At 59.0% G+C, this 20,044-nt stretch carries 16 protein-coding genes; 8 read left to right on the forward strand and 8 right to left on the reverse strand.

From position 1 onward, the window contains the following. Positions 1-389 precede the first annotated feature (389 nt). Positions 390-2,603 carry a GH92 family glycosyl hydrolase gene (locus tag ACTO3O_RS07425; RefSeq protein WP_297830982.1) on the reverse strand — a complete coding sequence of 738 codons (2,214 nt, stop codon included), beginning with the start codon at positions 2,601-2,603 and terminating at the stop codon, positions 390-392. A gap of 84 nt (positions 2,604-2,687) precedes the next feature. Beyond that, on the reverse strand, positions 2,688-3,932 hold the full coding sequence (locus ACTO3O_RS07430) for an ABC transporter permease (RefSeq protein WP_297830979.1): 1,245 nt from the start codon (positions 3,930-3,932) through the stop codon (positions 2,688-2,690). A gap of 408 nt (positions 3,933-4,340) precedes the next feature. Here ACTO3O_RS07430 and plsY point away from each other — a divergent pair, with 408 nt between their 5' ends. Continuing rightward, positions 4,341-4,967 carry a glycerol-3-phosphate 1-O-acyltransferase PlsY gene (gene plsY / locus ACTO3O_RS07435; protein WP_297830976.1) on the forward strand — a complete coding sequence of 209 codons (627 nt, stop codon included), beginning with the start codon at positions 4,341-4,343 and terminating at the stop codon, positions 4,965-4,967. Between the two features lie 192 nt (positions 4,968-5,159). Here plsY and ACTO3O_RS07440 read toward each other — a convergent pair whose 3' ends face one another. The 4 genes from ACTO3O_RS07440 to ACTO3O_RS07455 all read right to left on the reverse strand — a co-directional run bounded on the left by ACTO3O_RS07440 (position 5,160) and on the right by ACTO3O_RS07455 (position 8,971). Then, positions 5,160-5,306, reverse strand: coding sequence for a hypothetical protein (locus ACTO3O_RS07440; RefSeq protein WP_297830972.1), 147 nt, complete (start codon positions 5,304-5,306; stop codon positions 5,160-5,162). A gap of 64 nt (positions 5,307-5,370) precedes the next feature. Then, positions 5,371-6,615: a M16 family metallopeptidase gene (locus tag ACTO3O_RS07445; protein ID WP_297830969.1), complete on the reverse strand. Its 1,245-nt coding sequence runs from the start codon at positions 6,613-6,615 to the stop codon at positions 5,371-5,373. An 18-nt stretch (positions 6,616-6,633) separates the two neighbouring features. Then, entirely contained in the window at positions 6,634-7,557 is a 924-nt protein-coding gene (locus tag ACTO3O_RS07450) for a glycosyltransferase family 2 protein (RefSeq protein ID WP_297830966.1), read from the reverse strand. Positions 7,558-7,576: 19 nt separating this feature from the next. Next, a complete protein-coding gene (locus ACTO3O_RS07455) occupies positions 7,577-8,971 on the reverse strand; it encodes a type III PLP-dependent enzyme domain-containing protein (RefSeq protein ID WP_297830963.1) in 1,395 nt (464 codons plus the stop codon). On the opposite strand from ACTO3O_RS07455, the gene ACTO3O_RS07460 reads away from it, so the two are divergent. Both ACTO3O_RS07460 and ACTO3O_RS07465 read left to right on the forward strand, forming a co-directional pair. Then, the gene (locus tag ACTO3O_RS07460; protein WP_482596641.1) at positions 8,946-9,215 is read left to right on the forward strand and encodes a hypothetical protein; all 270 of its coding nucleotides are present in this window, start codon (positions 8,946-8,948) and stop codon (positions 9,213-9,215) included. The two genes, ACTO3O_RS07455 and ACTO3O_RS07460, sit on opposite strands and share 26 nt — an antisense overlap. Before the next feature lie 63 nt (positions 9,216-9,278). Continuing rightward, positions 9,279-10,535: a hypothetical protein gene (locus ACTO3O_RS07465; RefSeq protein ID WP_297830957.1), complete on the forward strand. Its 1,257-nt coding sequence runs from the start codon at positions 9,279-9,281 to the stop codon at positions 10,533-10,535. Positions 10,536-10,629: 94 nt separating this feature from the next. Here ACTO3O_RS07465 and ACTO3O_RS07470 read toward each other — a convergent pair whose 3' ends face one another. Both ACTO3O_RS07470 and ACTO3O_RS07475 read right to left on the reverse strand, forming a co-directional pair. Continuing rightward, the gene (locus tag ACTO3O_RS07470; RefSeq protein ID WP_297830954.1) at positions 10,630-11,067 is read right to left on the reverse strand and encodes a GNAT family N-acetyltransferase; all 438 of its coding nucleotides are present in this window, start codon (positions 11,065-11,067) and stop codon (positions 10,630-10,632) included. A gap of 15 nt (positions 11,068-11,082) precedes the next feature. Then, a complete protein-coding gene (locus tag ACTO3O_RS07475) occupies positions 11,083-12,351 on the reverse strand; it encodes a M16 family metallopeptidase (RefSeq protein WP_297830951.1) in 1,269 nt (422 codons plus the stop codon). A gap of 153 nt (positions 12,352-12,504) precedes the next feature. Between ACTO3O_RS07475 and ACTO3O_RS07480 the strand changes: the two genes are divergently transcribed. From ACTO3O_RS07480 to ACTO3O_RS07500, 5 genes are all read left to right on the forward strand, one after another. Further along, positions 12,505-13,392, forward strand: a complete 888-nt coding sequence (locus tag ACTO3O_RS07480; protein WP_294593144.1) for a YitT family protein — start codon at positions 12,505-12,507, stop codon at positions 13,390-13,392. Continuing rightward, entirely contained in the window at positions 13,389-15,383 is a 1,995-nt protein-coding gene (locus ACTO3O_RS07485) for an HD family phosphohydrolase (RefSeq protein WP_297830948.1), read from the forward strand. Before ACTO3O_RS07480 ends, ACTO3O_RS07485 begins: the two co-directional genes overlap by 4 nt. Before the next feature lie 1,392 nt (positions 15,384-16,775). Beyond that, entirely contained in the window at positions 16,776-18,905 is a 2,130-nt protein-coding gene (locus tag ACTO3O_RS07490) for a prolyl oligopeptidase family serine peptidase (protein ID WP_482596644.1), read from the forward strand. Positions 18,906-19,222: 317 nt separating this feature from the next. Next, positions 19,223-19,663, forward strand: coding sequence for a SufE family protein (locus ACTO3O_RS07495; protein WP_482596646.1), 441 nt, complete (start codon positions 19,223-19,225; stop codon positions 19,661-19,663). 21 nt (positions 19,664-19,684) lie between these two features. Then, on the forward strand, positions 19,685-20,005 hold the full coding sequence (locus ACTO3O_RS07500; protein ID WP_294594482.1) for an iron-sulfur cluster assembly protein: 321 nt from the start codon (positions 19,685-19,687) through the stop codon (positions 20,003-20,005). Positions 20,006-20,044: the final 39 nt, after the last annotated feature.

Raw genomic sequence — 20,044 nt, forward strand, 5'->3', positions numbered from 1 at the left:
CCCGTGGACGGGAAATGCTGGCGCATTTCAACTGGCCGCCTCTACCCCTATTCTCTGTCCGCGCGCTGGCGGAAATCTTATTCAAACGCGAATCACGCGTTCGAATGATTTCCTACTCCAGCGGTCGCGCGCGGTCGAGCTTTGTCCCGCCTCAAACTGTTCTCGTTGGCTTCGCCTTCCTCCTCGCCGCTCGGCAATTTGCAAACTACGTTCGCATTGCTCTCGTTGGCAGCGTCGGGTGTGAACAAAGAGAACCAGAAAAACTTCCGACGGATGCTTACGCATCCTTAAGTTACCGACGGCCCAATTCATTGTCCGCGCGCTGGCGGAAATGGGTCGGTCGGGTAAGACCCTCGTGCCTGCGGTGGGGAAATGGCTATGCCGGTTCTTTACTCTTCTTCCCGCAACACGATGTCCAACTCGCCTCCCGAGACGATGTCCCGCCAGGTCAGGAACGGTGTGCTCAGCAGATGTCCGTTGAGAGTCATCTTTTCGATCCGGTAACGTTTCGCCGAAACGCCCGGAGCACGGACTGTAAAGCTCTTGCCGTTCGGCAGCCGGATGACCGACTCCTCGAACAGCGGCGTCCCGATCGCATAGTTCAGGCTCACCGGATCCACCGGATAGAATCCCAGCGCGCTGAAGACATACCAGGCCGACATCTGGCCGCAATCCTCGTTACCACATAAACCGTCCGGACGGTTCGCATATTGTGTCCGCATGATTTCCGACACATATCGCTGCGTCTTTTCCGGCTTGCCGATGTAATCGTAAAGGTACGCCACATGATGCGACGGCTCGTTGCCGTGCGCATACTGGCCGATCATCCCCGTGCTGAAAATCGGCAGCGAGTCCGTCGCCTCCGGATCGAGCGTGAACATCTCGTCCAGCCGCTTTTCGAACTGTTCTGGCCCCCGCATCAGGCGGATCAACCCTTCGACATCCTGCTGAACCGCCCAGAGGTATTGCCAGCCGTTGCTCTCCGTGATGTGCTCCGTATACGCCTTCGGATCGAAGCCCGGCAGCCATTCGTTCGTCGAGAGCCGCGGTTGCATGAAACCCGAAGCCGGCTGGTAGAGGTTCATGTAGCTCTTCGACCGCAGGATGAATTCGTTGTAGAGCGAGTCGCGCCCCATCCGCCGCGCCAGCTGCGCGATGCAGTGGTCGTCGTAGGCGTACTCCAGCGTCTTCGAGAGCGACTCTGTTTCCAGGTCTGCCGGCACATAGCCCAACATTTTATAGAGCCCGATTCCCCGATAGTCGTCCCGGTTCGCCGTCGCCACGCACGCCGTCAGCACCCGGTCGAGCGTCGAATCCGGCAGGAGTCCTTTCAGCGCCGCCTCGACCAGCACCGGCACCGCGTGGTAGCCGATCATCATGTCCGTTTCGTTGCCCCACAACGGCCAGACGGGCAACATCCCGTGCTGGTCGTAGAAGTCGAGCATCGAAGTCACCATCTCTTTCACCCGTTCCGGCTGCGTAAAGGTGTAGAGCGGATGGGCCGCCCGATAGGTGTCCCACAGCGAAAAAGTCGAGTAGTTGTGTCCTCCCTCGCCCGGCACCTTACCGGCGTGTATCCGACCGTCCGGCCCGAAATAGCGGCCGTCCGCGTCGTCGAAGAGCGTCGGGGCGAGCATCGTCCGGTAGAGGGCCGTGTAGAAAGAGACTCGTTCGTCGTGCGTGCCGCCGCGGACTTCGATTTTCGCGAGTTCGGCGTTCCATACTGCCCGTTGTGCGGCGCGCACGCTGTCGAAATGGAACGACGGCATCTCGGCCGCCAGGTTGCGCCGCGCTCCCTCGATGTCCACCGCCGAAATGGCCGTCCGCACCGTTACCGAACGGTTCTCTTTCGTGGTGCGGAAGACGAACCGTCCGATGTGGCTCCGGATGCCGTTATAGGTGCTGTCGCGGTGCACCGAGACCACGGTGTCGATCGTGTACGAGGCGAAGGGTTGCGAGAATTGGGCCGTGAAGTAGACCCGTTGATCGGGCGCCCACCCCTCGGAAAAACGGTATCCTTCGATCGTCCGGTCGTCCACCACACGCAGGTAGGAACCCATGGTGTAGTCCCAGTTCATGGCTTTGGAGAGGTCGACGAAGACGGTGGCCCGGTCGGTCACCGGAAAGGTGTAGCGTTGCATGCCGCACCGCTCGGTCGCCGCCAGCTCCACCCGGGTGTCGTAATCTTTCAGCAGCACGCTGTAATACCCGGCCTGTGCCTGTTCGTCGTCGTGGCGGAAGGTGGAGTAGACGCCCAGTTCGCCTTTCCCCGTTTTGAACGGCGGCACGGCGGGCATAAAAGAGATATCGTACAGATCCCCTGCTCCGGTTCCGCTCAGGTGGGTGTGCGAGAAGCCGGCGATCGTGGTGTCAGGCCAGAAGTAGCCAGCGATCCGATCCCAGCCGCTGGTGCCGTTGTCGGGCGAGAGTTGCACCATGCCGAACGGGGCGCTGACGCCGGGGTAGACGTTTCCCGGGCCGTCCGTTCCGATAAAGGGATTGACCAGCGAGGCGAGATCGTCGCTCTCCGGCGCGTGGCTGCACGATGCGGCGAAGAGTGCCGCGACGAGGAGGCCGAAGGGGCGGGTGATTCGGTTTTTCATAAGCGTTCGGGTTGGGTCGCGCAACGGTAACGGGTGCGCGACGGGGTTACGAGGGGACAAAGATAGCTCGTTTATCCGAGTTTATCAGGTGTGGGAGATGGCCTGAACGGGGTCCATCCGGGCGGCGCTCCAGGCGGGAAAGAGCCCGGCCACGGCTCCTACGATCGACGCGATGGTCAGTCCGAGCAGGATGTTGCTGAAGGTCAGCACGAGGGTGAAGTTGGAAAAGTGGTTGACCAGCAGGGTGCCGATGTAGACCATGGCGAGTCCGATCGCTCCGCCGATCACGGAGAGGATCATCGCTTCGAAGAGAAACTGGCAGAGGATGAAATAGGGACGTGCCCCGAGTGCCTTCTGGATGCCGATCTGAACGATGCGTTCGCGCACGGTGACGAACATGATGTTGGCTACGCCGAAGCCGCCCACGAGGATCGAGAAGAGGCCGATAATGCCGCCCGCGAGGTTGATCTTGCGGTACATCTCGTCGAATATGTTGTTCATGATGCTGACTTCGTTGATGGCGAAGTTGTCTTCGGTCTGGGGGCTGAGCCGCCGGAGGCGGCGCATGATGGAGCCGACCTCGGCTTTGAGGTTTTCCATATCGGTTCCGTCGGGGACGGTGATGACCATGTCGGTCGGGGCCCACCGCAGGTTGATGAAATTGCCGGTCAGTGACAGCGGGATCAGGATGCTCCGGTCGAGGCTGTTGAAGGCCACGCTGTTGCCGGCTTTGGCCAGGAGGCCGATCACGTGCAGCTTGATGTCGCCGATGCGGATGGTTTTGCCTACGGGGTCGCTCCCGTCGAAGAGCTGTTCGGCGATTTCCGGCCCGAGAATCGCGACGCGGCTGCCGTGTGCCGATTCGAAGGGGGTGAAGTAACGTCCCTGATCGATCTCGGTGGTCTGTATCCGGTCGTAGTTGTGGCTGACGCACAGCACGGTTGCGTTGTCGACATAGAGGCTCCCGTGCCGGGCCGTACGGTTGAAACTGGTCATGAAAGCGACTTCGGCCTGGGGCAGCAGGGCCTGGGTCTCGCGGTATTCGTCGAGGCTGACCTGCGGCCGGTTGCTGTATTTCCACCACTCTCCGCCCCCTTCCCACGGCCATTTGCTGACATAGAGGGTGTTGCTGCCGAGCGATTCGATCCCCTGGCGGATGTGGAGGGCCATCGAGTCGACGAGGGTGAAGACGGTGATGATGGCGAAGATGCCGATGGTGACGCCGCCGAGGGAGAGGCCGGTGCGGAGTTTGTTGATGACTACGCTTTCCAGAGCGGCGAGCCAGCTTTGGTAGATTTGTCCGAGGGTGAAGAAGAATTTTCTGAACATGAGGTCTTGGTGGAACGACGGCAACGGTTCAAATTTAGGTATTTTTTGCGATTCCCTGCGCTTTTCCTACTTTTGCAGAGTAGGGTTTTGCCCCGTTTATTCCGAGAGGCAACGCAACGGAATACCGTTGGCCCGACCCGCCGTGCCGCTGGGGCGGAATATCGTCGCGTTGAAGTACAAGTATATACCGCTGATCCCGCTGGTCGTGGAAGCCCAGCTGTAACCGTAGTAGCCGATGCCGCCCAGCGCGCCATTACTATATCCGCGGTTGCCCGGGGCGGGCGGAATGGGTGAGGGGTGGTTTCTCGGGAAAGGTTCGGGGGCGACGAAAAGGTCTGAGGAGCGGTGAAACGAGGTCGCGGAGGGGCGGCCGATTGGATTACGAAAGCTATTGAAACAGATTCGATTATGATTTGGATCATCTGTCTATTGTTGATCGGCGGGTATTTGCTGGGGTCGATTCCCAGTGCGGTGTGGATCGGGCGGTGGTTCTACCGCACCGATGTGCGGGAGTATGGCAGTCATAATGCCGGGGCGACCAATACGCTTCGGGTATTGGGGCGTCGGGCGGCGTTGCCGGTCTTTGTGATCGATGCGGCAAAGGGGTATGGGGCGGTGATGTTGGCCCATCTGGCCGACTTGCAGGGCGACGGACTCTTTTTCCTGAAAATCGGGCTGACGGCGGCGGCGATTCTGGGACATATTTTCCCGATTTTCGCCGGTTTCAAAGGCGGGAAAGGGGTGGCGACGATGGCGGGCTGTATGCTTGCCATTGCACCGATACCGATGCTGATGGGGCTGGCCACGTTTGTGATCGTGCTGGCGGTGAGCCACTATGTCTCGTTGGGATCGATGACGGGAGGAGTGCTTTTCCCGTTCTATATTCTGTTGGTCGACGGATTTCAGCCTTATAAACTCCTTTTCGGTGTTTTGGTCGCGGTGGTGTTGTTGATTACCCACCGGAAGAACATCAAACGGCTGCGCGAAGGGACGGAGAATAAGACTTTTCTGTTCATCAAACGACCGAAATCTTGAGATTTACGAAGTCTGAGTCTTGCGGAGCGTAAGGCGTAGCGTTAGCTATTTGAAAGTTCTTTGGGTACCTTTCTTGAAAGAAAGGTACGGTTCTGTCCAGCTCCAAGCTCGGCGCGCAGTGGTTTGAGGGTACTGCCCTTCCGTCAGGCGGGCGGTGCGTGCCGCACTCCCGATTGGCCGTGTCAGCCCCGTTTATTCCGAGAGGCAACGCAACTGAAAACCGTAGGCGTGGCCGTCCGCAATGCTGGGATTGAGCCACGTCACGTAGAAACCCAAGTACATGCCATTGGTGCCGCTGACCGTGGAAGCCCAGCTGTAACCGTTGCCGCTGACGTTCACCGGCGCGCCCGTATCCCGATGGCGGTAGCCCGGGGCGGTGGAACGTGAAAGGACGCGGCGGTGTTTATTCCGCCGACTCGGCCAGGTAAAGCAGTGTCGAACTGTTCTCGCGGCGGAACAAACGGCGCGATATCTCCTGAATCTCCTGCGCCGTCACCGAGTTGTGCTCCGCGACCTCCGTGTCAATCAGGGCCGCGTCGCCCAACATCTCGAAATAGGCCAGGTTCATCGCCTTGTTCAGTACATTCAACTCGCTGAAAATCTGAGTCGCTTCGAACTTGTTCTTGACCTTCTCCAACTCATACGCTCCGACCGGTTCCGTGCAGAGGAGCTCCAGTTCGTGCCACAAAGCCGCTTCGGCCCGCTCCACCGGCACGCCCTCCATCACATAGCCCGTCACGACGAACAAGCCCGGATCGACATCCCCCGAGACATAGGCATTCACCTGCGAAAAGAGATTCGCCTCCTGAACCAGCCGTTGATAGAGCCGGCTCGACGTCCCGTTGCTCAGGATGTCCGACGCCACGTCGCACACTGTGTATTCCCGGCTCCGCCGGTCGCCCATGTGGAAGGCGATGTAGATCACCGAAGCCGGTACCGGTCGCCGCACCTCCAGCCGCCGCGGAGCGGTCTGTTCCGGTTCGGCCGGCAGCGAATCCGGTTTGAATCCTCCCGCCGGAATCTCGCCGAACCACTTCTCGGCCAGCTCGAAAACCCGTTCGGGCGGCAAATCCCCCGCCATCGACAGAATGGCGTTGTCCGGCCGGTAGTAGCGGTCGAAAAAAGCCCGCACCTCTTCCATCGTCGCCCGGCGGATGTGATCGATCTCCCGCCCGATCGTCGCCCACCGGTACGGATGCCGTTCGTAGGCCAACGGCCGCAACAGCAGCCAGATGTCGCCGTACGGTTGGTTCAGATACCGTTGTGCGAACTCCTCGACGACCACTTTGCGCTGCACGTCGAGGCTCTTTTCGTTGAAGGCCAGCGAGAGCATCCGATCCGACTCTAACCACAGCGCCGTTTCGATATTCTCTTTGGGCAGGGCCAGATAGTAGTTCGTATAGTCGTTGTTGGTGAAGGCGTTGTTCTCGCCGCCGGCCAGCTGCACCGGTTCGTCGTAGTTCGGCACGTGGATCGAGCCGCCGAACATCAGGTGTTCGAATAGGTGGGCGAAACCTGTCCGGTCGTATGCTTCGTTGCGCGAGCCCACTTTGTAGAGCACGTTGACGGCCGCCATCGGGGTCGAGAGGTCTTCGTGTGCGATGACGGTCAGACCGTTGGCCAGCGTTCTTTTCTGAAATTCGATCATGCGAAGAGGAGGGTGGTTTTAGCGTCGGAACGGACGAGGCAGCAGGTGGTACAATTGGCGCCAGCAGCGCAGGCGTTTCGGATGCGGGTAGTCGGCGAGCCAGAGGCTTTGCACCCGGCGAAAGAGTTCCGGTCGTGCGGTGTCGCCGAATCGTTCGAGGCGTTGCAGCCACCGTCCGATCACGGCGCGACGGAACGCGGAGGATACGCCTGTGAGCCGGAACAGCGTTTCGATCACCTCTTTGCCTTCGATGAATTGTAGTCCTTCGGCTTTGGCTCGTGGTGAAACTTTTACGTGGTGCTGGCGAAACCGATTGAGCGGTTCGGCCAGATAGGCCACCCGTCCGCCGAGGGCGATCCGGCTCCAGAAGAGCCAGTCGCCGCAGTAGCGGTATTTTGCGTAATCCTCCGTCACGTTCGCCAGCGCGCTTTTGCGGAACACGGCCATGCTGGCATTGTAGATGGCATTACCGGTGAACATTTTTTCGATGACGAAGCGGCGTCCCTCTTTTCGAAACGGTTTCCGGTTGTGCAGCCGTCCCGGAAGCGGAACGGAATCGGAATCGATGGCGATGCTGTTGGTGTAGGCCAGTGTACAGGCCGGGTCGCTTTCCAGTTCGGCGATACATTTTTCGAGGAAAGCGGGTTCGGCGACGTCGTCGCTTTCGGCGATCCAGATGTATTTCCCTTGTGCCAATCCGAATCCCAAGGCCCATTGGCGGAAGGTCGAGCCGCTGTTGGTCTCGTTGAAAACGATGTGACTGACCCGAGGATGGTTTTTGTAGGACTCCAGCACGGTTCGGCTATCGTCGGTCGAGCAGTCGTCCAGCAGGATCAGTTCGAACTCCCGAAAGGTTTGGTCGAGAATGCTGTCGAGCCGTTCCCGAAGGTAAGGCGCATGGCAGTAGTTGGGCACGATGACCGATACGAGCGGATGGGGCATAGCACGGGTGGTCGGCGGATTAATATCCCAAAATGCGCATCATGGAGCGATAGCTCTGCTCTTTGGCGAAGAGACGTGTATAGTACTCGTTAGTCTCTTTGTCGCGGTCGATGATGATGTGTTTCGGTGCCGGAATCAGGCAGTGTTGCACCCCGCCGTAGCCGCCCAGCGACTCCTGGTAAGCCCCCGTGTGGAAAAATCCGATGTACTGCGTCTCGCCCGGACAGAGCTTGGGCAGGAAGATCGCGTTCTGGTGCGCCTCGGCGTTGTAATAGTCTTCGCTGTCGCACGTCAGACCGCCGAGGAAAATCCGCTGGTACTCCTTGTCCCAGTTGTTGATCGGCAGCATCATGTAGCGCTGGTTGATGCCCCAGGTGTCCGGCAGGGTGGTCATGAACGACGAGTCGATCATGTACCACAGCTCGCGGTCGTTCTGCTGCTTCTGGTTGATGATCGAGTAGAGCGTCGCGCCGCTTTCGCCCACGGTGAAGGATCCGAATTCGGTGAAGATGTTCGGCTCTTCGATCTCGTTGAGGTTGCAGTAGTTCTTGATTTGCGCAACGATCTCCTCCGCCATGTACTCGTAGTCGTAGTCGAAAGCGAGCGAGTTCTTGATCGGAAAGCCCCCGCCGATGTTCAGCGAGTCGAGCTCCGGGCAGACCTTCTTCAGCTCGCAATAGACCGCCAGACACTTCGAAAGTTCGTTCCAGTAGTAAGCCGTGTCGCGAATCCCGGTGTTGATGAAGAAGTGTAGCATCTTGAGCTGGAACTTCTTGTTGGGCTTGATCTTTTCGAGGTAGTAGTTCTTGATTTCGCGGTACCGGATGCCGAGGCGCGAGGTGTAGAAGTCGAACTTCGGCTCCTCTTCCGATGCGATCCGGATGCCGACGTGGCACGGTTTATGAATCGCAGCGTCCAGTAGCTCGTGCTCCTCCTTGTTGTCGATCACCGGAATCGTGTTGACGAATCCGGCGTGGATGAGCCCTGCGATGTTTTCGACATACTGCGGCCGCTTGTACCCGTTGCAGACGATAAAGGTGTCCTTGTCGAGCATCCCGCTGTCGTACAGCGCGTTGATGATGTGGATGTCGTAGGCCGAAGAGGTCTCGAGGTTGATTTTGTTCTTCAGCGCCTCCTCCAGTACGAACGAGAAGTGCGAGCTCTTGGTGCAGTAGCAGTAGTTGTACGAACCCTTGTAGTCCACCTTCGCCATCGCTACGTTGAAGAGTTTCTTGGCTTTCTGTATCTGCGAGCTGATCTTCGGCAGGTAGCTGATCTTCAGCGGCGTTCCGTACTGTTTGATGATATCCATCAACGGTACGTCGTGGAAGTTGAGGTTGTTGTCTACGACGCTGAATTCGTCCTGAGGAAACTCGAAGGTTTGCTCGATGAGGTCGATGTACTTGTTTTTCATCTTCGCCGGATGGGGGTCTGAGGTGGATAAGCGGCTCGGTTACCTGGCTTCGATTCGGGCGATCCGGACGGCCCGGATTTTGCTCTCTTTACGAATCGAGTGCAAAGATGCGATAATTTTCGTTACGTCCGACGGTCGAAGGTCATTAATTTCGAGTTATTTCGGTCGGTTCCGCGCCGTCGTCGGACGTGTGCCGGCAAGGGGGTGCGAGGGGGTGAAAAATGACGCTCCGCCGGGAAAATAGTGTCGAAAATTGGTCATATGATTTTTTTTTCGTAATATTGGGACAAATTAGAGAGAGCATTCGATGGACAATAACCTACTCAAGCAACTCATCGCGCAGCACCGCCGGGTGGTGATTCCCGATTTCGGCGCCTTTCTCAAAAAGGAGGGGCCGAGGGGTGAGCAGCTGGTATTCAGTCCGTTCCTGCGCAAGGACGACGGGATGGTGACCGAGGCCCTGATTCGCGAATACGGGGTCGAGTCGGAGGACGCGCGCGGGATGATCGCCGAGTTCGTCGTTTACGTGCGGCAGTCGCTGGCTTCGTCCGGACGCTACTATATTGAAGGGGTCGGGATGTTGGCCGCGGATGCCAACGGGTCGATCACCCTCAAGGAGGGGGTGATGCCGGAGCGGAGCAGGGCGGAGGTCGAGAGCGAGCGGATGGCACGCCAGGCGCCGCAGCAGCCGCAGCCGGTGATGGAGCAGATTGTGGAGGCGGAACCGGTGCCCGTGCAGCCGGTGATGACCAAACCGCCGGTGATGACGCGCCCGCAGACCATACAGGTGCAGCCGCCGATGGGGCAGCCGATGCAGCCCCAGCAGGGACAGCAACAGCCTGCCTCGTTGTTCGGCACCTATCCGGGGATTCAGCAACAACCGATGCGGCAGCAGCAACCGCAGATGCCGCAGATTCCGCCGCAGCAGCCGATGCGGACTCAGCCGGTGGCGACGCAGCATCAGGCGGCGATGGGGCAGCAACCTGTGCAGCAGCCGATACAACCGGGGCAAAGGCCGCAGCATCAGCAGGCGATGGGGCAGCAGCCGATCCAGCCGGGACAAAGACCGATACAACCGGGGCAGAGACCCCATCCGTCCATGCAGCCGCAGCAGGGGGTACGAGGAGGGCAGCAATCGGGACAACCGATGCAGCCGCAGCAGGGACAACAGCAACAGGCGGCGGCGATGGGGCAACCGATGCAGCAGGCGGGGATGATTCCCCCGTCGCAACGCCAGCCGCAGCAGCCCGGACAACAGGGGCGGCCGATGCCGCGAGACCCTCAGGCGCAAGCGCGACCGCAGAGACCGGGACAGGGAGCTTCCCGGCCGGGGCAACCGTATCCGGGAGGGCGGAGACCGCCGGTGCGTCGGCGACCGCAGCAGCGGACTAAGGCGGATGTGTGGCTGATCGTCGCCATTATTGCGGCGTTGGTCGTGATCGCGATTATGATCTACAGCTTCATCGTCTCGGGCGGGGGGCAGGACATGGATATGGAGATGCTGAACGAAGCGATGGCGCCGATGCAGGATGCTTCGAGCTCGGCGGGGGGAGATGGATTGTAGGATATTCTATAATTATAATAGGCATAAGAAAAGCGAATCCGGCGAGAGCATCGAAAGCTCCATCGCCGGATTCGCTTCTTATATATAGAGCGAGTTACAGCGGTCGTTCCAATACGATCATGTCCCGGCACAACGTGCCGTCTTCATCGATCACCGGTGCCGGATAGCGGTCGGTAAAGAAATTCGGAATCGTGTGGGAGTAACGGAACCCGCAGCGTTCGTAGAATCCCCGTCCTCCGTCGCTCGTACCCACCTTCAGGCTCATGAACCGGCCCCGGTAGTGCGCGCAGAGGTCGTCCAATATGGCTCGTCCCCGACCCGAACCCTGGAGGGCTACTGCCACGGCTAAGTTTTTGATCTCGCCAGCCGTTACGTCCACCACCGCCTCGCCGACCACCCGTCTCGCGTCGTCTCGCCAGACCCACATCTCTCCTTCGGCCAGATAGCGTTCCACCATCTCTTCCGACGGGTCGGCCTCTAATAAAAGGTCTCGGAACGACCGCTTTTCGGACAGTGCGACGATCTTTTCCATCCGTCCCGAAAATTTTTATGCCCCGACAATCACCGTGCTGAACGCAGCCGGATCGAGCCACCGAACGGCCAGTTCCCGAATCCGTTCCGGCGTGATCGTCCGCACCTCGTCGAAAAACATCGATACCGCCTCGTTCGTCATCCCGCACTGGACATTCTCTATCGTCACGTCCGCCACCCCGAACGGTCCGTCCAGAATCCGCATCATCTCGCCCACGATGATATTGCGCACCATCTCCAGCTCCGCCACCGGCACCTCTTCCGTCCGCATCCGTTCCACCTCGCGCAGGATTTCGGCCACCGCCTCGTCCGTCGCCGCCGCCGTGACATCCGTCGCCACGGCGAAATAGCCCGTGTGCTGGAGATTCACCATCGCCGAGTAGATGCCGTACGTGTACCCCTTCTCCTCGCGCAGGTTCTTCACCAGCCGCGAGCCGAAGTAGCCCCCCAGGATCGTGGCGACCACCTGCATCCCGTTGAAATCGGGGTGCTCTTTCGGAAAGAGCGTCCGTCCGAGCCGGATCGACGACTGCAATGCCCCCGTTCGTTGCTCGCGGATCAGGCTCGTCGGTTCCGTTGGCGGAACGCCCGGGTCGACGACCGGTCGGCCCGCCTCGAAGCGGCTCAGGAATCGCTCCATCTCGCTCCGAACCTCCGGCGCGATCCGGCCCGAAGCCACCGCAAAGAGATTCCCGGCCCGGTAGTGCGTCTCGTAGAACTCGCGCAACAGACCCGCATTCAGCTCGTCGTAGGCCTCGGCCGCCGAGCTGCGGCCATACGGATGCTCGGCTCCGAACAGCGCCCGCGAGAAGAGCTCCCGGGCCTGATACGACGGCTTTTCGCGCTCGATCGTCAGTTGCTGCTTCCGTTTGGCGGCATAAATCTCCAGTTCGTGTTCTGGAAATTGCGGCTCGAACAGAATCTCGCTCAGCAACTCCAGCGTCTGGGGCAGAAAGCGGTTCAGGCAACTCACCGTCACGATCGCATAGTCGCGGTCGATTGAGGTGTCGTAGTAGATGCCGTAGAAGTCGAACCGTTCGGCGATCTGTGCCGCCGAGTAGTGCGCCGTTCCCTCGCTCATCAGGTTGAGCGCGGCCGACGCCGTGAACGGGGCCGACTGATAGCGGGTGCCGGCTCCGAAGACGAGGCTCAGCCGGCACAGCGGCTGCGTTCCCGCGTCGATCGTCCAGAACCGGATGCCGTTGGGCAGCTCGGAGTAGATCGTTTCCGGGACGGTCAGCCGGTCGGGGAGTTGGAAGTCGGGTTGTCGGGTGCGGTCTAACATCGTGTGTTGTTTCAGGCGAGCAAAATTAATGATTTTGCGCGATTCCGCTCGTGCGGCGGTGCAAAACGACCGTCCGGCCCGTTCCGTTGCGGCGAAGCGTGGAAATTCACTACATTTGCATCATACACAGCATCCTGTTCGGAGGTTTCGAGCATGAATACACAGCAACAGATACGTCAATGGGCCTATGTCGTGGTCGGGTCGATCCTGATCGCCACGGCCTACGTCCTCTTTATCACCCCTTATCGGATCGTGCCGGGCGGCGTCTACGGGATGGGGGTCGTCCTTAACTATCTTTTTCCGAAGATTCAGGTCGGTACCTACGGGCTGTCGATGGATATTCCGCTCCTGTTGATCGGGTTTCGGCTGTTCGGGGCGCGGTTCGGGGCGAAGACCGTCGTGGCGGCGCTGCTCACGCCGGTGATTATGGACGGGATGACCTGGATGATCGGTTCCGATCCGGCCACGATGCTCGGCGGCAAGATCGATCTGGCGGGCGATGTGCTGCTCAGCTGCCTTTTCGGCGGGACGCTGCTGGGGGCCGGCGTGGGGCTGATCCTCAAGACCCATGCCACGTCGGGCGGAACGGACATCATCGCGATGATCGCTTCCCGCTACCTCCACATGCCGATCAGCCGGGCGGTGCTCTACGTTGATTCGCTGGTCGTGCTCTTCGGTTTGGCCGTGTTGGGGGATTGGCGGTTGCCGCTCTACTCGTTGGTTACGATCTTTGTCTCGTCGCGTGTGATCGACTACATCGTGGACGGCGGATCGGGAGACAAGCTGCTCTTCATCCTTTCGGAACGGCATGCCGAGATTCGCGACTTCATCCTCGACGGCTTGGAACGGGGCGGGACTTATATCAAGGCCAGCGGCATGTACACCGGGGCGGATAAGGAGATGATCTTCGTCGTGGTGTCGCGGCGCGAGGTGTCGCTCATTCGCGACCGCATCCGGCAGGTCGATCCGGAGGCTTTCATGATTGTGGTCGATGCGCACGAGACGCTCGGCGAGGGATTTAAAACGTTCGAAAAACCATGATATTACGTAAAATCGGTCTGCTGTTGGGGTTTTCGCTGCTCATCACGGTGATGATGCCGCAGCGGGCAGCCATGAATTTCAATTTCGCACCCGGCGAGACGTGGGAGGAGGAGACGCTCGTCGCGCCGTTCGATGTGCCGGTCTATAAGGAGGCCGAACAGCTGAATGCCGAACGAAAGGCTTTGATGGAGGAGTTCCAGCCGGTTTTCCGGCTCGATCCGGCGGTGGGCGAGGCTCAGCTGCGCACGCTGCGGGCCGATCTGGCGGCCAATTCCTCTTTGTCGGACGAACGGCGCGAGCGGATTTGGCGCGCTTTTCGGCGGGTCTATGGCCGCGGGGTGGTGAGCGAGGCCGACCGGGCGGCCCATACCGACCGGATGGTGCGGATCGATAGTGCCCATGTCCTTTCGGGGCGGTTTGCGACCGATATTTTCACGCCCAATACGGCGATGGATTACCTGCAAAAGACCGAGGGGATCGATCCGCAGCAGGCGACGCGCTACCTGACGCCGTCGCTCGTCTACGACCGGTCGCTCAACGCCCGGCTGCGGGAGGAGCTTCTTTCGAGGCTGTCGCTCACGGAGGGGATCGTGCGGACGGGCGAGGTGATTGTTTCGAAGGGGCAGCTGATCGACCGTCACACGGCGACGGTGCTGACCTCTTATCGGCGCGAGTACGAAAACCGACTGGGGAGGGGGATTAGCGGGACGGTGCTGTTTCTGAGCCGTTTTCTGGTGATGGCGGCGCTGCTGACCTTGAGTTACGTCTTCTTTACCTACTTCTCGCAGCACCATTTTACGGCCTGGCGACCGATGTTGTTCGTCTTCACGCTCTATGTGGTGATGGCGGGGCTGATGGCGCTGGTGGTGCGGACGCAGTTCCTGAGTCCGTATGCGGTGCCGTTGCCGGTGGTAGCGATTCTGTTGCTGGCCTTTTTCGATACGCGGGTGGCGATTTTCGGCAATATCTCGGTGGTGCTGATTGCGTCGCTCTTCGTGCGATTCAGTTTCGAATTCTTTACGGTGGAGTTTTTGGCGGGGATTACGGCGATTTTCGTGATCCGACACGCCTACCAGCGTCACCGGGTCTTTCGTGCGGTGGGGGCGGTGCTGCTGGTGCAGGAGTTGATCTATGTCGCTCTGTTGTGGATGAAACGGGGGACGGTTTTCGTCGATTACTCGGGCATGCTGTGGTTCGTGGCGAGCGCTTTCCTTATGCTGGCTTTCTACCAGTTGATCTACATCTTCGAACGGGTTTTCGGCTTCGTGTCGGACATCACGCTGCTGGAGCTGTCGGATACGAACCAGCCGTTGTTGTTGCAGCTGGCGGAGAAGGCGCCGGGGACGTTCCAGCATTCGGTGCAGGTGGCGTCGCTGGCCGAGAGCGCGGCGAAGGAGATCGGGGCCAATCCGTTGCTGGCGCGGGCGGGGGCGCTGTATCACGATGTGGGGAAGATGGAGAATTCGTTCTACTTCGTTGAGAATCAGACGGGCAATTTCAACCCGCATTCGATGCTGAGCCCGTCTCAGAGCGCGGCGATCGTGCGGTCGCATGTGACCGAGGGGATTACGCTGGCGAGGAAGCATCGTCTGCCGGCGGTGATTCAGGAGTTTATCTCGCGGCACCACGGGACGTCGAAGATGTATTATTTCTATGTCGAGGAGGAGCGGTTGCACGGCAAGGTGGAGCATCCGGAGGAGTTCGTCTATCCGGGGCCGAAGCCGGTGAGGCGAGAGGTGGCGATCTGTATGATGGCGGACTCGGTCGAGGCGGCGTCTCGCTCGCTGGCGAACTACGACCGGGAGACGATCGACGAGTTGGTGGATCGCATCATCGACCGTCAGATCGCCGAGCACCAGCTGAGTCAGGCCGATCTTTCGTTCGCCGAGGTGACGCGTATCAAAGAGCTTTTCAAGACTCGGCTGAACAATATTTATCACGGTCGGATCTCTTATCCGACCTCTCCGTCCGAGACTCCGGCCACGGCGTAGGGGGGCTTTTTGCCCGCGCTAGCGCGCGGGACAAAGAACGGGGTAACGAGTTGGGCTCCCGGTAGCTTGAGGATGCGTGAGCATCCGTCTAAAGTTTTTCTGGTTCTCTTTGTTCACAAAGAGAACAGTTCCAGCCGGGGCAGTGTTTAGATCGCGCGCCGACGCCTTAAGAGGGAAATCGTCAAAATGCGCTTGCGCGTTTTGACAAGATTTCCCAAGGCGCGCGAACAAAGAATGGGGGTAGAGGCGGCCATTTGCCCACCGCAGGCGCGCGAAAAAACTTGCTCACCCACGAAAAACCCGTCGCCCGCCCGCCAGAGAGGGCATATTCTGCCGGTTGGCACTCGGCCAATCCGGCAAGAATTGCCGCGGGCGACGGAAAACGTGGCGGAGCGAAAGCGGAGCCGCAGTGAGGCGGACACGGGGCGGAGAATTGGGCTGTGCTTTTTTGCCGAGCTTTGGGCCGAGAGCGAGTAGTGCGGTTCTCCGAACCGCCGGCCTTGTCGCCCAGCGGCGAAGCCGCTCGGGGGGGATGGGCGACAGGCCGAACCCGACAGAAAAAGGCTGTGCTTCTGCGACCCAACGGGTCGCGCGGGCCGGACGCCTCCCCCTCGGGAGGCCCGCAACACGCCGCTTGCGCGTCGAGAGTTGCTGTTCCTCTCGGGCGTCCGGCCTGCCATGTGGCGCGCTTTCATTCAACCGATAGGAATGTGCTCTTGTAATTCGGGTCGGAGCCAGCGTGGCCGGAAACGAGCTCCGCGACGTTGCAGGCCTACGCCTGGGGTGGCTCCGGCCCGCGCGGTTCTGCGAACCGCAGTAAACGCAAACAGGGTAGAGGCTGTCTAATATTGGGGTAGAGGCTGCCCTTATTTTTAGGGTAGACCCAGCCCATTGCCTACCGCGGGCCCGGGACGTTTATTCCGAGAGGCAACGCAACTGAAAACCGTAGGCACGATGGCTCGCGTGGTTGGAGAGGAGGGACTGCGTGTAAAAGTTCAAGTGCATGCTGTTGGCACCGTTGACAGAGGAAGACCAGCTGTACCCGCCGTGGCCGAGGTAGCTCGCAGCACCTGTATCCCGAGGGAGGTAGCCCGGGGCGGGCATTCCGGCCTCAGAAAGGCCTGCCCCGCTTAATAATTCAGCATACAAAAAAGCATGAGACCCATATTTTCCGTAGCGGTAGACGTTGGCGGGGGTGTCTACCCGAAAAACACAAGCCTCATGCAAAGCTGCTATTAACCTTTCATTTCACGTCTTCACCTTCTGTGAAGCGAAGAGCCGTCGCACGGCCACCATGAAATTCGAAGACAAAGATACGAACAAAATCGAAATACGCAAAAAAACGATTAATTTTACCTCCGCAATCGCAAAATCGAAAACATTACAACCCCGATGAACCGTTATTACCTTGCCGGAGCGGCACTTCTCGTTGCCGCACTCACAGCCGGCTGTCAAAGCACGATGGCTATCAAAACGAAACCTTACCCCGAAACCCGTAAAGACACCACCGTGGTGGACGATTATCACGGCACGCGGGTGGCCGACCCGTACCGTTGGCTCGAAGACGACCGGTCGACCGAAACCGCAGCCTGGGTGGCCGCTCAGAATGCCGTGACACAGGACTATCTGGCGCAGATTCCTTATCGCGAACAGATCAAACAGCGGCTCACCGAACTCTACGACTATCCGAAAGAGGGGACGCCGTTCCGCGTCGGCGAATACTACTTCTTCTATAAGAACGACGGGTTGCAGAACCAGAGCGTGCTCTACTACCAGAAAGGACTCGACGGCACGCCGGAGGTCTTCCTCGACCCCAACACCTTGTCGAAGGACGGAACCGTGGCTCTGAATACCGTCACCTTCTCGAAAGACGACCGCTATGCGGCTTATTCCGTTTCCCGATCGGGGTCGGACTGGGTCGATATCTATGTGATGGAGGTCGCTACGCGCAAGCAATTGGCGGACAAGATCGAATGGGTGAAGTTCAGCGGCGCCAGCTGGGGAGACGGCGGCTTCTACTACAGCCGCTACGACGCACCGGCCGAGGGGGCGAGCGCATACTCCGCGAAAAACGAATTTCAGAAAGTCTATTTTCATAAGCTGGGGACTCCGCAGGCGGAAGACCGGCTGATCTACGAAGATAAGACGCACCCGTTGCGTTACTTCTCGGGCTTCGTGAGCGACGACTTCCGGTGGCTCTTTATCGTCGGTTCCGAGGGGACGAGCGGAAACGAGATACTTTATAAGAATTTGACCGTGCCGAACGCGTCGTTCAAAACGCTCTTCAAGGGGTTTGCCAACGACTATTCCATCGTGGACTGCATCGGGAACACGGCCTATGTGCTGACCAACGCGGAGGCGCCGAACTTCCGGCTGGTGTCGGTCGATTTGAATGCCGCTGTGCCGGTGGCCACGGATGTGATTCCTGAGTCTGAAAACCTGCTGGAGTGGGCGACGACGGCCGGCGGGGCGATCTTCGCCGGATATCTCAAAGATGCGTCGAGCCGCGTTTATCAGTACGGTTTCGACGGCGCTCTGGTGCGCGAGATCGCGCTGCCGGGGATCGGTACGGCGGGCGGTTTCAGCGGCGAGGCGGAGGACACCGAGGTGTTCTACGGCTTCAGCAGTTTCAATGTGCCGCCGACTTCGTATCGCTACACGATCGCGGACGGCACTTCGACGTTGTATCACGAAACGAAGGTGAATTTCGATGTCTCGGCCTTTACGGTCGAACAGGTCTTCTATCCGTCGAAAGACGGTACCCGCGTGCCGATGTTCTTGGTCTATAAGAAGGGGCTGAAACGGGATGGCTCGAATCCGGTCTATCTCTATGCCTACGGCGGGTTCAACATCAGCCGCACGCCGGGTTTCTCGGCGTCGAACATCCTGTTGCTGGAGCAGGGAGGGATTTACGCACTGGCCAATATCCGCGGCGGGGGCGAGTATGGCGAGGCTTGGCACCGGGCGGGGATGCTGGAGAAAAAACAGAATGTCTTCAACGACTTTATCGCGGCGGCCGAATATCTGATTGCCGAAAAATACACTTCGCCGCAAAAACTGGCCATCGCGGGCGGTTCGAACGGGGGGCTGCTGATCGGGGCGTGTCTGACGCAGCGGCCGGATCTCTACTGTGCGACTTTCCCGATGGTGGGGGTGTTGGATATGTTGCGTTACCACCGTTTTACGATCGGTTGGGGCTGGGTCGTGGAGTACGGTTCGGCGGACAATGCGGCAGATTTCCCGTACCTCTATAAGTATTCGCCGCTGCACAATATCAAACGGGGGACTTGCTATCCGCCGACAATGATCATGACGGCGGATCACGACGACCGGGTGGTGCCGGCGCATTCGTTCAAGTTCGGGGCGACGCTCCAGGCGGCGCAGGGGTGCGAAAATCCGATCCTGCTGCGTGTCGAGTCGGATGCGGGCCACGGGGCGGGCAAACCGATCTCGAAGTCTATTCAGGAACAGGCCGATATCTGGTCGTTCTTCCTGTGGAACGCGGGTGTCCGTAATTTTTAACCACCGTTCGTTTATCGGTTTTTGTGCCGCCTCGAACTGTTCTTTTTCTGAAGAAAAAGAACCAAAAAGACTTTCGGGAAAACTACGTTTTCCATGGGCTGCCGGCGGCCCAACCCTCGGTCTATTCTTTGGGCCGGGAGTTGTAGCGCGCCATAGGTTTAGCTCGCATGAAGCGCGCTACAACCCCGACCCAAAAGCAATCTCGAAAATTGAGGACTGCGGAGCGTAAGGCATAGCGTAGCTATCATGAAAGTTCTTTGGGTACCTTTCTTTCAAGAAAGGTACGGTTCCATGCGGGTAGATACGGAAAACGAAAGATGAATAAAATACAGATGAGTATCAACGAGGAACAAGACCGGATTATCAACGAATTCAGCGTATTCGACGAGTGGCTCGACCGATACAGCTACCTGATCGAGCTCGGGAACGGGTTGACCGCGATCGCTCCGGAGCATAAGACCGAACAATTTCTGATAAAAGGATGTCAGTCCCGTGTTTGGGTCGACGCCCGGCTCGACGACGAAGGACGGATGCACTTTACGGCCGACAGCGACGCCATTATCACCAAAGGGATTATCGCCCTGTTGATTCGCGTGTTGGACGGACATACACCCGAAGAGGTGCGTGATGCCGATCTCTATTTTATCGACCGGATCGGTCTTTCGCAGAACCTCTCGCCGACGCGCGCCAACGGACTGTTGGCTATGATCCGGCAGATGAAATTGTTTGCGACCGCGTATGCCGCCATGCAAAAATAATCGTTACTTTTGGGTCGGATTATGACACCGCAGGAGATACTCGACATCGAGCGCGATATTGTCTACACGCTCAAAAATATTTATGACCCGGAGATTCCGGTCAATATCTACGACCTCGGCCTGGTGTACGAGATCGAAATGACCCCGGAGGGGACGGCTAATATTCGGATGACCCTCACGGCGCCGAACTGTCCGATGGCCGATATGCTCGTCCAGCAGGTGCACGACGACGTGCTGAAAGTGAAGGGCGTCGAGCGGGTGGATGTGACGTTGACCTTCGATCCGCCGTGGGATCGATCGATGATGACCCAGGAGGCACTGCTCGAACTGGGGATGATATAAGGCGCGTTGATTCAGACAAATACCGAGAACCATTAAACA

This window comes from Rikenella sp., assembly GCF_056799795.1.